This is a genomic window from Thalassoroseus pseudoceratinae (assembly GCF_011634775.1).
GTDB classification, from domain to species: Bacteria; Planctomycetota; Planctomycetia; order Planctomycetales; family Planctomycetaceae; genus Thalassoroseus; species Thalassoroseus pseudoceratinae.
In genome coordinates this window covers 1,205,059-1,219,228 of the sequence record NZ_JAALXT010000001.1, presented here as the reverse complement: position 1 = coordinate 1,219,228, position 14,170 = coordinate 1,205,059, and the positions used below count along the sequence as shown (strand labels likewise).

Annotated in this window: 13 protein-coding genes and 1 riboswitch; of the genes, 7 read left to right on the top strand and 6 right to left on the bottom strand. The window is 55.5% G+C overall.

Translation table 11 applies throughout. The features are described from left to right. Nucleotides 1-119: 119 nt before the first annotated feature. Nucleotides 120-473, top strand: coding sequence for a hypothetical protein (locus G6R38_RS04500; protein ID WP_166820458.1), 354 nt, complete (start codon nt 120-122; stop codon nt 471-473). A 198-nt stretch (nt 474-671) separates the two neighbouring features. Beyond that, complete coding sequence (locus G6R38_RS04495) at nt 672-1,043, top strand: hypothetical protein (protein WP_166820457.1); 372 nt, start codon at nt 672-674, stop codon at nt 1,041-1,043. A gap of 153 nt (nt 1,044-1,196) precedes the next feature. Here G6R38_RS04495 and G6R38_RS04490 read toward each other — a convergent pair whose 3' ends face one another. After that, nucleotides 1,197-2,465 carry an outer membrane protein assembly factor BamB family protein gene (locus tag G6R38_RS04490; protein WP_166820456.1) on the bottom strand — a complete coding sequence of 423 codons (1,269 nt, stop codon included), beginning with the start codon at nt 2,463-2,465 and terminating at the stop codon, nt 1,197-1,199. A 185-nt stretch (nt 2,466-2,650) separates the two neighbouring features. Next, entirely contained in the window at nt 2,651-2,959 is a 309-nt protein-coding gene (locus tag G6R38_RS04485; protein ID WP_166820455.1) for a hypothetical protein, read from the bottom strand. A 364-nt stretch (nt 2,960-3,323) separates the two neighbouring features. Here G6R38_RS04485 and G6R38_RS04480 point away from each other — a divergent pair, with 364 nt between their 5' ends. From G6R38_RS04480 to G6R38_RS04460, 5 genes are all read left to right on the top strand, one after another. Then, complete coding sequence (locus tag G6R38_RS04480; RefSeq protein ID WP_166820454.1) at nt 3,324-4,346, top strand: lysylphosphatidylglycerol synthase transmembrane domain-containing protein; 1,023 nt, start codon at nt 3,324-3,326, stop codon at nt 4,344-4,346. Nucleotides 4,347-4,540: 194 nt separating this feature from the next. Beyond that, nucleotides 4,541-6,703 (top strand): GumC family protein, encoded by a 2,163-nt coding sequence (locus tag G6R38_RS04475; RefSeq protein WP_166820453.1) that lies wholly within the window; start codon nt 4,541-4,543, stop codon nt 6,701-6,703. A gap of 64 nt (nt 6,704-6,767) precedes the next feature. After that, nucleotides 6,768-7,676: an XrtA system polysaccharide deacetylase gene (locus G6R38_RS04470; protein ID WP_166820452.1), complete on the top strand. Its 909-nt coding sequence runs from the start codon at nt 6,768-6,770 to the stop codon at nt 7,674-7,676. Next, entirely contained in the window at nt 7,669-8,901 is a 1,233-nt protein-coding gene (locus tag G6R38_RS04465; RefSeq protein WP_166820451.1) for a TIGR03087 family PEP-CTERM/XrtA system glycosyltransferase, read from the top strand. The genes G6R38_RS04470 and G6R38_RS04465 overlap by 8 nt, the downstream gene beginning before the upstream one ends. A gap of 53 nt (nt 8,902-8,954) precedes the next feature. Further along, complete coding sequence (locus G6R38_RS04460; RefSeq protein WP_166820450.1) at nt 8,955-10,166, top strand: glycosyltransferase family 4 protein; 1,212 nt, start codon at nt 8,955-8,957, stop codon at nt 10,164-10,166. Here G6R38_RS04460 and G6R38_RS04455 read toward each other — a convergent pair. The 4 genes from G6R38_RS04455 to G6R38_RS04440 form a co-directional block, all read right to left on the bottom strand. Continuing rightward, nucleotides 10,118-11,056, bottom strand: coding sequence for a cobalamin-binding protein (locus G6R38_RS04455; RefSeq protein WP_166820449.1), 939 nt, complete (start codon nt 11,054-11,056; stop codon nt 10,118-10,120). The genes G6R38_RS04460 and G6R38_RS04455 overlap by 49 nt on opposite strands. A gap of 10 nt (nt 11,057-11,066) precedes the next feature. Beyond that, nucleotides 11,067-11,732, bottom strand: coding sequence for a DUF6580 family putative transport protein (locus tag G6R38_RS04450; protein WP_166820448.1), 666 nt, complete (start codon nt 11,730-11,732; stop codon nt 11,067-11,069). 314 nt (nt 11,733-12,046) lie between these two features. Next, nucleotides 12,047-12,268: riboswitch (cobalamin riboswitch) on the bottom strand. An 83-nt stretch (nt 12,269-12,351) separates the two neighbouring features. After that, complete coding sequence (locus G6R38_RS04445) at nt 12,352-12,897, bottom strand: carboxypeptidase-like regulatory domain-containing protein (RefSeq protein WP_166820447.1); 546 nt, start codon at nt 12,895-12,897, stop codon at nt 12,352-12,354. A 185-nt stretch (nt 12,898-13,082) separates the two neighbouring features. Further along, a complete protein-coding gene (locus G6R38_RS04440) occupies nt 13,083-14,036 on the bottom strand; it encodes a DUF1559 domain-containing protein (protein ID WP_166820446.1) in 954 nt (317 codons plus the stop codon). Between the last annotated feature and the right edge of the window lie 134 nt (nt 14,037-14,170).

The following is a 14,170-nucleotide window of genomic DNA, read 5'->3' as shown; positions in this document are numbered from 1 at the left end:
GTCGATTTCGGAAAATGGATCGCATGTTGGATCGTGTGACTCTGTGGAGTGTTGGTCTGAGTCGAACTACGGGGATGTGTAAATTTCTTTGAACACTTGGGAGGAACATGATGCGTGGAATGCTGAATTTGGTACCTGTTCTGGCGGTCGCCGGAGCTTTCTTGCTGAGCCCATCCACCAGCGAAGCTCGTCCGCAATACCTCAAAGCCTTCAAGACGGAATATGAAAACGTCGCGAAGGAAAACAAAGTGAACTGCTTCGTTTGTCACGCCAAAAAAGACGGCAAACTCGACAAAAAAGGCTGGAACGCTTACGGCAAAGGTCTGGGCAAAAGCTTGGCCAAGAAGAACGAGAAAGACGCCGATGCTTTGAAAGAAGCGTTGGGCAAAGTGGAAAAGATGGACAGCGAAGTTGAAGGCAAAACCTTCGGCGATTTGCTCAAAGCCGGCAAACTGCCTGTCGCTGCCGAGTAATCACGATCGAACGAAATTCGGAATTCGGTGTCGGATGGCATCCGGATTTCGACATTCAACAGTTGCAAGACCGCCCGAGTGTTTTGGGTGGTCTTGCTTCGCGTTGGGAAGATGAATTATACAGCGGTTGCTGCTCCTGCAGTTCCAGGAGTGGAAAACCGCAACGTCGCCGGCCTTTATTCCTCAAGGAAGTCCCGCATGAAATCATCTCGCTTTTCGTTCGCCATTGGCACGTTCGCCATCGCATTGGGGTTCGTGATGGTTGACGCATCTCAGCTTCACGCACGCCCTAAGTATTTGGCAGTCTTCACGAAAGAGTACTCTGGCCTGAAAGCGTCGATCGACAAGGCTCGATGTGCTGTTTGCCACCCGACCGCGAACAATCGCAAGAAGAAGGTTCGCAATGACTACGGCAAAGCTTTGGGGAAAGCCTTGGGAGCGGCCAATGTGAGCGATACCGACAAAATCAAAAACGCTCTGAAGAAGATCGAGTCCGAAAAAAGTGAGAGTGGCAAGACTTTCGGCGACCTGATCAAAGCTGGCAAGTTGCCTGGCACTAACAAAGAGTAGACTGATAGTCGTCCGTGAAAGTGGTCGACGCGACTCAGGCGTTGTACACTGACTACCACGAGACGAAAATTGCTCGACTCAATATCGCTGCAACGGTTCTGAATTTGAAAGATGCCAAGGCTCCTTGAGTCTTGGCATCTTTTTTTTGCGGATTCACTTGCCGCTGAGGTCCAAACACTTCAGGGTTTTGGTATCTCGAATGAAGAGTTTGCCGTCCACCAATGCGGGCAACGCTCGGGTTGTACTATCGAGAACCTGGGCTGTCGCCAGTTCGCGGTACCCAGCTGAACTGACTTCCGCCAGCACGAGTTCGCCATCCGTCTTCAGTGCCAGCAGTTTGTTCTTGATCAAGAGCACGGTCGCATAACCAAAGTCAGTTTGCTCCCACAGGACTTTTTCCGTGCTAACATCAACGCACCGGAGTGCCGCCCGACCGATGTCTTGCCGACCGTGGATTCCAATGAGATGAATCCCCGTCTCTGTCGGTAGTCGGACACTGGTGGTGTATTGGCTGGAGAGCAAATCGTCTCGTCGCCAGAGTTCTTCGACGCTGTTCGGAGAGACTTTCGCATAAACGGCTCCGAAACCGTAACTGGCGGAGATGAAGAGTCGATCGTCGAAGATCAACGGGTTGGCGGCCGTCACATTCGGTCCCGGTTCGCCGAACGGGAATTGCCAGGCGACTTGGCCATTGCGAGGATCAATCGCAAGCACCTCGAATCGAGTCGCAAATACAACTCTTGGTTGGCCATGCAGTGTGACGGCGGTCGGTGAGGAATAACTCGCCCGCGTGGCGGTATTCTTCCACACGGTTTTGCCCGTCTTGAGATCAAATGCCACAATTCCCGCGTTAGCGTCGTCACCGCCGACATTCACAAGCAGTTTGTTGTCGGCAACAATCGGTGTGCTGCCGAGACCGAAATAACCTTCAGGCGGTTCGCCGCGTCGGGTGCGTTTGGAGTTGTACTCGTCGAATGTCTCACGAGACCAGACGGTTTTGCCATCGGACAACGTCACGCAACGAAGCGTGCCCATGGCACCGTATGTGTAGACGTGATTGTTGTGGATGAGCGGAACGGCTCGGGGGCCGTTGTCGCTTGTATACGACGGCTGGAACGTGGCGGGGGCGTCGGAGGTCCAAAGTACACGACCAGACGCCGTGTTCATGGCTTCGATCCGCTCTTTGCCGGCAACACGATGGAAAAGGATCGCGATGTCGTCGGAGACTGCAATCCCGGCGAAACCCGTACCAACCGGCCGTTCCCAGAGGACTGGCGGACCGTCAGCGGGCCATCCGTTGGTGATGGTTTCTCCTGGGACCACTCCATCCCGGTTTGGGCCGAGAATTTGCGGCCAATCACTGCCTTGGAGTGTTGTCGTCGCAACGACAACGGCTACCCAAACTCCCCCATTGAATCGCATCCGTATCCTCCGCCGGTTGGTTCTCAATCGTGGTTTTGCACGACAACAGAGTACCAACGGCGGCGTTGGAATGCGACCAGATCGGGAGGGATTCAGGCCGTGAGTCTCAACGTGTTACAACTGAAGATCACACCGGCGGGCGCGAAAAATGTCCGGCGTGATTCAGTTTCGTCGCCCAACGCGATCTAGACGGGCCATTCGCTTTCGCAGCGGACGCAGTGAAAACCGACCAAGGTGGCAGTGCCGGGAATCGGCATTCCATTGCAGTTGACGACTGCGTCATCGAGTTCCACTGGTTCGACAACACAGTGACCGCATTCTGGGCAGGTGCGGTTTTCGTGGAGCGTGCGTGCTCGACTGAGGATACTCATCCCCGACGAACCGACAGAGCGTCGCGAGAACTTCGGAAACCGAATAACATCCCGTTCCGGTTCGTCGAAACGGAGGGTCACTTCGCGATTGATCGACGGACGATACAGTTTGAGGTGGCTCATCCTTGAACTCCCCGAATTGTGGCGTGAATTTGATGCCTGTGGGTTGGAATCCATTCCAACTTGTTCGTCGCGAGCACCATCATTGGATGATGATGGGGCTTGCGAGTCAGACGAAATATACCCGCTGTTAGCGGATTTCTCAAGCGAATTCACCGGCATTCTGAGTCCCACAACTAAGGTTTCGTAAGGCTTTGACCGGACTCGGGTTGCGTTGCCCGCATCGTTTACGATCGTGTTGGTCTCGTGAGGCTGGGATGATTGGAGGGCATACGTTGGGATTGCGGGTTTTTCGGCAATCCGATACGGTGTGCGTCCGTGATTCCACCCCATCATCACATTTCTTCGGACGACCGATTTGCGATTCATGCGTTTTTGTGGCCAATGGATCAGCAAGAACCAAAATTGGCTGAAATGGCTCGTTGCGGTCGGAATTCTCGGATTCCTCTTCACGAAACACGGCGAGAGTTTTCGCCAATTCGAGTGGTCACGTGTGAACCCTTGGGGCTTCCTTGGGGCAATCGGGCTGTGCTTTTTCGCCCAGGTGGTGACTTACTCCCGCTGGTTTCTTCTTGTTTGGGCTCAGGATCTCCCCTTTTCCTGGCGTGATGCCATTCGATTGGGGTTTATCGGCTACGTCTTTAACTACATTGCCCCGGGGGCGGTCGGCGGAGATGTCGTCAAAGCCTCTCTACTGGTGAAACAGCAGCCCGAACGCCGATTAGTCGCGTTGGCGACCGTACTGCTTGACCGAATTGTCGGGTTAGTCGGCTTGCTGATCGTGGGCGCAGCGGCCATGAGTATGGCCACACCGCTTCGCGACCATCCGCAGTTCAAGTACATCGCAAACACGATCGTTTGGGTGGGAATCGGGTTGAGTGTTGGGATTTTGCTGATTCTACACCCCTGGACGACACACGACATCTGGGTGCGGCGTTTGGTTGAACTGCCCAAGATTGGCAGGCTGTTCGGCGGCGTCATCAATGCGGTTCGGCTTTATCAGGCTCGATGGAAGGTCGTGATCTTAGTGATTCTGCTGAGTTGCTTTGCGCATGTGGTGACGATTGCCTCGGTCTATCTCGCGGCGGCATCGGTTCAAGGTATCGACATGATTCCGAGTTTCGCGATGCATTTGCAGTTGTCGCCACCGGCACAATTGGTGGGGGTGATCATCCCGCTGCCGGGTGGTGTGGGGGCAATGGAAGGGGCGATGGCCTATCTTTACGGTCTTGCGGGTTCGACCGATAGTATCGGTTTTCTCTCGGGGATTGCCTATCGCATCGTCACAATCTGCGTCGCGGCGATTGGGGGCGTCTGGTATTTCGTTTCCCGTGGTGAGTTGCCCACTCCGCAGACGACACCCGCCGAAGCTCAATACGCCGATCAGTAAGTCCGCAGCCTCGCGGTACCAAACTCTGAGGATCGGCAAACCACGCGCTTCGTGTTGTTCGGTCATGTTGTGGGTTTTCAACGGTCGAATCGACAGCAAATCGCTAGGAACTTGTTCGCGGCGTTTTTGCACCAAGTAGACTTTCGGTGTCTTCTTCCGACACTGTGATACCGAATTGTCTTTTGGGAATTGGCATGACCGACTTGCCGACGCCGAATTCTTCCGCTGCACGACAAGCATCCAGACCGACAGCCTCCCGAGGAACCAGTCGACCGCGACCGCAAACGGCCAAAGACACCGATGAAAACGCCATGCTCAATCCGATGCGGGTTTGGCATGCGGTCCGACGGCGTTGGTGGCCGATTCTTGTCGTGGGCGTCCCGTTGGCATTGATGGTGGCAGCGGCGGTGTGGAAGTTGTACCCCGTCAGTTTTACCGCCACCGCGATCCTCAAGGTTTCATCGGTCGAACCGCGAATGGTGTTCAATACCGCCGAACAACCGGCGGACTTCGACACCTATCGTCAAACCCAAATCTCGCTGTTGAAAAGCAAGCGAGTCATGATGGGCGTTCTCGAAAACCCGGCCATCGGCGGACTTCCAGCCATTCAAAAAAAGCAATTTCCGGTGGAATGGTTGCGTGAGAAGGTCTGGGTTTCGACCGACGATAGCCCGGAGTTCCTCAAGGTTTCCATGTCGGGACAAGATCCCGAGATGCTGGCGAACGTCGTGAACGCCGTCACCGATAGCTTTTTCACGAATGTGGTGAACGTTGATCGGCAACAGCGAGCGGCTCGGCTGGCCAAACTCGAACGCATCTTCGAGGAAACCAACCGCAACGCGAAGAAGGAACGAGCCCGTGCCAAGGAGTTGGCCGAGAAGTTGGGCACCGGCGATTCCAGAGCGTTGACAGTGAAACAGCAAATGGCCGAGGAATACTTTGCCGAACTCCGGCAGGAACATGCCGCCATCCGCGCGGAACTCATGCGTGAACAAGTGAAAGCGTCCGCAGCCGCCAATATGCACATCGCTGTGCAAGCGACGGACGGCGATGACGATTCCACCACAAAAGCGAACGTCATTGCCATTCAAGCGGCCGCCGCGGACGACATCGACGTGCAAATGATGGCGAAACGCGTCGTGGAGATTCGTGGCGTCATTTCCCGTTATGAAGATATTGTCGCTGATCGAAACCACCCGCACTTGGTCGCCTATCGAAAAGAACTTCGCGATCTCGAACTGGCGCTCAAGAAGCGGATCGAGCTCCTGACGTATCGAAAGCGTACGAACGCTGTTGACGGCAATCCCGCATTAGCCACCGAGTTTGACCCCGAACTTTCTCGGCTCGAAGTGCTGGTGCGGCAAGAGCAGGTCCTGCGTGAGGAGGTCGAGAAACACGCGAAGCTCATCGAGGACTTGGGCACGAAGTCGTATGAGCTGGAGTCCATGCAAACGGACATGAAACAGATCACCGATGTGGCAGACCGCGTCGCGGAGGAAATCGAAACTCTGCGTGTGGAACTGCAATCGCCGCCGCGGATTGAAGTTCTCCAACCGGCCGAACCGCCGGAAATTCTCGACGCTGGCAAGAAGCAGAAGCTGAGTCTGTTGGCCTTCGTCGGTGTCTTGGGGCTGACGGCGTTGGGGTTCTTGGGACCGGAGTTACTCGCCCAACGGGTTGCGACCAGCGAGGAAGTGACACAGCGAACCGGAATGCCGATGTTAGGGCAACTCGATGCGAAGACGCTTTCCCAATGCATCGACTCACCGCAGGAGAGCATACGAAATAGCGAAGTCGATACCATCCGGGCCGTCCTCCAGCGGACACGGGATTCGCAATCGCTGAACACGGTGGTTGTCGCTGGAACGTCGGAAGATGACGACGCGGCCAACGTGGCGTTCGGATTGGCTGCGGCGTTCGCACGGGCGGGAGTGCCAACAGCAATCGTCGATTGTGACCTGGCTCATGCCCGTCATCGGATTCAGCCTGCCAAGGTCGCCGTGGACGGTTTCGCGGAACTGCTTCGCGGGGAAGTTTCAGTGCCGAACGTCGGCGAAGACGTTGCGGAAAACCTGACGTGGATTCCCGTCGGTCATGTTGATTCCCAGGCTCACGAGCGACTTGTGACGTCGACATCGCGGACAGTCGTCACGGAGCTTGGCCGGCGATTCAAACTGGTCATTCTCAAAGCTTCCGCATTCGGAACGTCCAGCGAAACCGCGTTGCTGTGTGAACTGGGCGATGGAGTTGTGCTCCCGGTTCGACGGGATCAAGCCCGTTTGCCGGACGTCGAAAAAGCCGTTGAGAAATTGAACCAACTCAATGTTCCGGTCCTCGGTGGAATTTTGACATCCTAGGCCGCTTCGTTCGCTGGGTGGGTCGTTTCTCGTGTTCGATAGTTCTACTTTGGTTTGATTTCTTATGCCAATTCTGGCCGCCACGCAAACTCGACGCCGGCACGCCTTCACGGTGGATGTCGAGGATTATTACCAGGTATCGGGTTTCGCGAAAACGGTACCGTTTGGTGACTGGGCAAGTTATCCAAGTCGAGTTGTCGAGAACACCCAGCGAGTGTTGAGTTTGCTCGAACGACATGCGGTCCGCGGAACATTTTTCATTCTGGGTTGGGTTGCCGAACGCCATCCCGAGTTGGTGCGAGACATCCAAGCCGCCGGACACGAAATCGGTTGTCACAGCTACGCCCATCAAATCGTCTACGAGCTTTCCCCCGACGAGTTCCGTGACGATTTACGACGAGGACGTGACATTCTCGCGGAGATCACGGGCGAGCCGATTGTCTCTTATCGGGCACCGAGTTTTTCGATTACCGATCGTTCGCTATGGGCTTTGGAGACTCTTGCGGAAGAAGGGTTCACGATCGACGCAAGTATCTATCCCATCCGTCATGATCGCTACGGCATACCGCGAGCTGATCTTGTGCCGCATCGCATTCAAACCGATGCCGGCATGCTTTGGGAGTTTCCGGGAACATGCTGTTCGTGGGGACGGTTCAAACTCCCGGTGGGTGGCGGGGGGTATCTGCGATTGTTTCCACGGTGGGTGACGGAGCGAGGGCTTCACTCGATCGAGAATCGTCATCAGCGGGTGTTCGGTGTTTATGTGCATCCTTGGGAACTCGATCCTGACCAACCCCGTTTGCCGGCAAGACTACTCACACGAATTCGTCATTACCGCAATTTGAACGCGACAGAACATCGGTTAGAGCGACTGCTCGAACGCTTTGAATTCACGACTATTTCCGATGTGCTCGCCGATGTCGCTGCCGAGCAAGTTCCTGTCTATTGCTCGAAGGGGTTATATCGTGGCTGATCTGCTCTACATGACGCATCGAGTGCCCTACCCGCCCAACCGTGGTGACCGGATTCGCACCTACCATCTGTTGCGACATCTCGCGAAAGACCATCGGATTCATCTGGCGTGCCTGGCCGATGAACCGCCGTCGGACGAGACCCGTGCCGAGTTGGATCGTTTGTGCGAACGCGTCGCGATTGTCCCAGTCGCATCGAAACGGCGTTGGTTGCGGGGAGCGAGTTCGTTTCTGGTGGGTCGTACTGTGACCGAGGGAATGTTTCATGAACCAAAACTGCATGAAGTCCTCCGGCGTTGGCAAGCGGAAACGGTGTTCGATGCCGCGTTGGCTTCGTCGTCGGCGTTGTCTCCGTATCTAAGGGCGTTGCACCGATCGGCTGTGCCCTGTGTAATGGATTTCATCGACGTCGATAGTGTGAAGTGGCAAGACTACGCCAGTGAATCGGTCGGCATTAAAAAGTGGTTGTACACACGCGAGGCCACTCGGCTACGGCGAGTTGAGCAAGACGTATGCGGTTGGGCTAAGAGCGTGACCGTAGTGAGCACGCCCGAAGCGAACTTGCTCACCGAGATGGCACCGATGGCGAATGCTCATGCGGTACCAAACGGTGTGGATGTCGATTTTTTCACTCCACAATTGAAATCGGAGCCGCAACGGTGTGTGTTTGTCGGGGCGATGGATTATCGACCGAACGTTGCCGGTTGCTTGTGGTTTGCCGATCACGTTTGGCCTTCGGTTCTTGAACGGTATCCAGAGGCCACATTCGAGATTGTCGGGCGAGAACCAACCGCCGCGATTCGGAACCTCGAACAACAGCCGGGAATTCACGTCGTCGGAACCGTGCCGGATGTCCGTCCGTATCTTCATCGTGCCACCGTGGCCGTAGTGCCGCTGTCGATTGCTCGTGGCGTGCAGAACAAAGTTCTGGAAGCGCTCGCGGCTGGCAAGGCGGTGATCGGCTCGCCATCGCCAGTTGTGGGATTGGGCGTCGAACCCGGTGTGCATCTTCTGAAAGCCGAAACTCCGAACGAATGGGCCACCGCTATTAGTCGTGTGTTCGATGATCCGACTCTCCGCGAAGAACTCGGATCGGCCGGTCGCGAGTTCGTGATGATGCACCATCGTTGGGAAACCTGTCTGGAACCGATGTCCCGTTTGATCGACGACGCGATTCCGACGTCGTCCCCATCAGCAACCGAAATGGCTCTGCCGGCTCAACTCTAAACATCCTATCGAAGTGGAATTCCTGCACCTTGTTCTTACTGTCTGGGTCTGACATGTCACGCACACTACTACTGAGCGAAATTTTTCCCCCGACACACGGCGGAAGCGGACGTTGGTTTTGGGAAATCTACCGACGATTCCCTCAGGAGCGGATTTCGTGTTTGGTGGGTGCTCATCCTGATCAACTCAGTTTCGATGTCACTCACGAAATGGACGTGGTTCGCGAATCCCTTTCGCAGACCGAATGGGGAATTGTTCGGCCGACGGGGTGGAAGCAATATTTCGGCAATTTCAAAAAGGTCCGCCGAATCGTCCGGGAACGCGGAATTGATCGGATCCATTGCGGCCGTTGTTTGCCGGAAGGTTGGTTGGCGTGGATGACGAAGCGGATCTCTGGCATCCCGTACGAGTGTTATGTGCACGGTGAAGATGTCGAGACGGCTGCGTGCAGTCGGGAATTGCGATGGATGGTGCAAAGAATCCTGGGTTCTGCCGATCGGCTCATTGCCAACAGCCAGAACACGGCTTCGTTGTTAGAGTCGCAGTGGAACATCCCAACCGATCGGATCACGGTGCTTCATCCGGGGGTTGATACGCATCGGTTCCAACCGGTGGCGAAATCGGACGATGCCCGTCGGGAACTCGGTTGGCGACATCACACGGTAATTCTCACCGTCGGACGACTCCAACGACGCAAGGGGCAGGATATGCTGATCCGTGCGTTGCCGATGATCCGCGAGGCCATTCCGAATGTGTTGTACGCGATCGTCGGTGATGGCGAGGAACGCGAAACGCTTGAGGCATTAGCGGACTCGGTCGGTGTGCGGGATCGGGTGCAGTTCCTCGGGGAAATCGATGACGCCACGATGATCTCCGCCTATCAACAATGCGACTTGTTCGCCCTGCCCAATCGGGCCGTTGGTCGGGACATCGAAGGATTCGGAATGGTGCTATTGGAGGCCCAGGCGTGTGGGCGACCGGTGTTGGCGGGAAATTCCGGCGGAACCGCCGAAACCATGAAGCTCGGCGAGACGGGAATCGTCGTACCATGTGAAACTTCGGAACCCCTTGCGGAAGCGGTGGCGAAGTTGCTGCTCGATCCTCGCACACTCGATGAAATGGGAGCCGCGGGGCGGGAGTGGGTGACGACGAATTTCGATTGGGATTCCCTCGCCCAAAAAGCCGGCGAGATGTTCTTTGGGGAAACCAAGGTCGATCAATCTGTCAACGAGCCGTCCGTTGCCATGACCCAACCCGATCCCTGATGATCGAATTTCATATGCCGACCGTGCAGAATCTCGGCGAGAATTTCAGCAGATTCAACGAGTCTGGGACCGGGGCGGTTGAAGTATTGATTGCCATCGGTGAGGTACACTCGTCCGGTTTGCACGGCTCGCAGGCGACTCCATTCGTCGCATTCGGTGAGCGTTAGTAGTTCCGTCTGCACGCGAGCGATATCGAAGCCGCAAGGCATGATGACGATTACGTCGGGATCGGCAGCGAGTAAGTCATCCCAATTCATCCACGGAGAATGCTCACCGGCTTTCCCCAGGCAGTTGCGTCCACCCGCAATCTCCACAAGTTCCGGAACCCAATTTCCCGCCGCCATCAACGGGTCCATCCATTCCAAACAAGCGATGGAGGGGCGAACAACAATGGATTGCGTCCGGTTCCGCAAATCTGTCAAACGAGACTGCAAATTGGTGGCAAGTTCCCGGCCTCGCTCGGGAACATTCGTCGCTTTGGCAACGGCGAATACGTCGTTCCACACGTCGGGCAAACCCATCGGGGAAAGGGAGATGATGCGTGGGCTGGACCGGACAAATTCGCCAACGGCCCGCTCGACATCATTCAGGCTCACGGCACACACGTCACATTGAGCTTGGGTGATGATGAGTGTTGGTTCTAACTCGTCGAGCGTTTGCGTGTCGACTTCGTAAATCGAGATGGCATCGCGTAGGACCGATTTGACTTGTCGGTCAATTTCTCTGCTGGATGCGGAAGGATCGACACGCGACCGGGAACACACGGGAAGTTGAGCAATGCTCGCCGGGAAATCGCATTCGTGCGACCTGCCGACGAGTTGGTCTTCCAAACCAAGAGCACAAACGATCTCCGTCGCGCTCGGGATCAATGAGACGATTCGCTCGGGCATCGTGTGGGGGTTATCCAGCGATGTCCGCAGAGGTTTGCATCGATGCCTTCACCGAAGCCGTACCGTGTTCAAACTGCCGACCGAAACCGAACAACAGCATCGAGAAGAATCCGCAGCTGATCAGCGAATTTCGGAAGAACGGCAAACCGGCGACGTAGCAGTCCATCAACCCGCTGGCTGTATGCGGATAGAAGCCCATCGTCCACCAACTTCCGAAGTTCGTGATCAGGAAGAACGCAACTTCACTCACAAATGCCAATGTGAGGACCGACATTGCCGTGCATTTCTGACGGAGAAACAGGCCCAAAGTCGCCGTAACAAGGAAGCCGAGATAGACAAATTCCATCCCCCGATAAAATGCCCAGTCGAACTGCCCGGTGAACGCCCAGATTCCAAGATCGCCGAGCAACAGGATTAGCATCGGCACCAAAAATGCCGTGCGTCGGCTTGCGAAGTAGGTCGCTCCAAACAAGACCGTGGCCGAGAATGGCGAGAAGTTCCAAGGGTAAATGGTTTCGCCGGCTGTGATCTTCACTCCCCAAATCGACTGAAGTGCATATGGCAATACCCGCATGCACAAGGCATAGACCATCAAACCGATCAGCAGCTTTCGCGGTGCGTCGTTTTCGTTTGTGGCGTGGTCGCCCGTTGCAGAATTCGTCGAATGGGAGTTCATTGTCACGTTGTTTCTGGTGAAGCCGGGGAAATTAATTCAATGTCGCGATGAAAACCAAACCGGTGAGCAATCATAGGTTTGGATTGTTGGCAGGAAACGGCAGTGCTGCCGAAGGTATTCGCATGCCATTCTTGCGATCGACCTGCCGTCTGTCTATCGCGGCGGGCAACATTAGCAAAGTCACGAAGCAGAAACCGACATGGAGATGCAGATCGGTTGATCGACCGATTCACTCTCTTAGTTGTCACGAGTGTGTCGCACACACGTTTCGTTCGCACTCTGTCGGCTTGCCTGTTCCGCGAGGGAATCCGAGTTTTCAACGACGGTTGGAGGCAGGTCTTCTGGCTTTCGGATCACGCGACTCACTGCGTCTTCCCGCAATTTCTTGCAGTGACTCACCGACCACCAATGATTGGGGGTTGGTGGATAGGCAGTGTTCATCCCCGATTACAGCGGCGGGACCGCGCCGGATTTTCACCGGTCTTCCCTATTCTTTCGCTACCCATGCAGCGAACACCTCAACCGTGCGTCATCATACAACGCCTCGATGAGACGTCAACGCTGGATCGTTGTATTCGGTTCCGAGGGGGAGCGAGGCCGCTGAGCTTGATTTCACATCTTACTTCAGCAAGCGGATCGTGAAATCGTAGGTTGCTTGGCCCTCACTCACGGTTGTTGTGAGTTGGCTCATGCCGGGGTCGTTGAACATGGGGGGGACGGTTTCGATCGCGCCCTCGGCCATTGCATCGGCTTCAGTGGTGCCTTCGGGAACGGGAGTTCCATCGCGACGAGCAATCCGGTTGACGGTCACTCGGTAGTTGCCTGCAACCGCACCGACTTGTTCTTCCAAGCTGAGACCTGCGATCGGCGTGGACAACGTGTAACGACCTTCGGCATCGGTTCGGCCGTACGCGGTTTGTCCACCTCCATTACCGGCAGGATGGAAGGTCACGTTGGCGTCGGAAACGGGTTGCCCGTCGGTGGTGATGATTCCGGAAACTGGAATCAGCTGATTGGCGTATTCAGGAAGCTCCGTGCCACCGCCGCATCCCAAAAGGAGGAGGATGGTCAATAACAGCCAGCTTGGTCGGCCTTCCAAACGAAAAATCCGGGTCATCATGGCGTCTCTGTTGAAGTGGTCTTGCAATCGATTCTGCTTCGGCATGGTGAAGTCGGTGATGGTGAATGCCGAAGGTTTGGCGAGTGAAAATTGACGGTGACGGTTGTTTCGGCGTCCGAATTGCAAAACAAGACGCGAAAACGGATTGATCGCTTTCGCGTCTTGATGAGTTTGCGGCAGCCTTTTCGATGTCGTTGTGAATTTTGGTGCAACGATATCGACGTTGCGGCTTAGAATTCCTGAATGACTTCGCCATCCGCGATACGTTCGAGATTCAAACGGGTCGTTGAGTCTGTGTTGTCGGTTAGGAAACGGACACTGCCGTCGCCCATCAGCACCTGAATGCCACCGGGGTGAAAACTTCCGGTGTAGGCCCAGTTGCCAAGTCGTGGTTTGTATTCCACGCCACTACGAGTCGTGTTGTTTGGGCGGGAATAGCGAAGGCTTAGACCGTTTTGGACCCATCCGCGGGCACCCCAGTTCGCATTGCTACCGTTGGCACAGCAGGCTTTTCGTGTCTCCGCCATCGCGACCGTGTTCGAGGTTCCGTCGGAGATGTCTGCGATTCGGCATTTACTGTTGTCATCAAACATCGTGCGATTGATGCCCGCCCCTTGCCAGTTATCGCAGGTGTTGTAGTTGTTGTAGTAAGTGATGAAGTCGTAATTCGTTCGTTGATCGGGTGTGCCGCTCGGCGAGTTGTATGTGGTGCTGGTACTCGCCCCGATCGGACCAATATCCGAAGGGCATGTGAAGATTCCGAACTCTTGGGCAATCAACGCACCGTTTGTAGTGGCTTCACCACCGTAGAGTGCGGCTCCGCCGGGTGAGTAGTCGTCGAATGCCAGGCTAAAGTTGAGCTGCGAGTACAAGTTGTTCAAATCCATGTATGGCAGCAAAAAGACAAGCCCGTTCACATTCGAGCCCGCCGATGGAGGGTTCCCCGCCGAGCAAGATGTACTGTCAATTTGTGCTGGTGGGAAGGTTCGGTAGGTGTCGTGGTAGTTGTGCAGTGCAAGCCCGAACTGCTTGAGTTTGTTCTTACATTCGGTTCGCCGGGCGGCTTCGCGAGCCTGCTGAACGGCCGGAAGAAGCAGAGCAATCAAGATTGCGATGATGGCAATCACGACAAGAAGTTCAATCAGGGTGAATCCCCGACGTCGAGGACTGAACGAGGTCAACATGTTGGGCCTTTTCGAAGACAGAAGATTTCGACGGAGTAGGGTCGACAAGATGCGGGTGAATCTTTGGAGGTTTTCTGTCATGCAATTGGTATGCCAGTCTCGCGGGCGGGACGGATCACCGAAGTTGCGAGGTC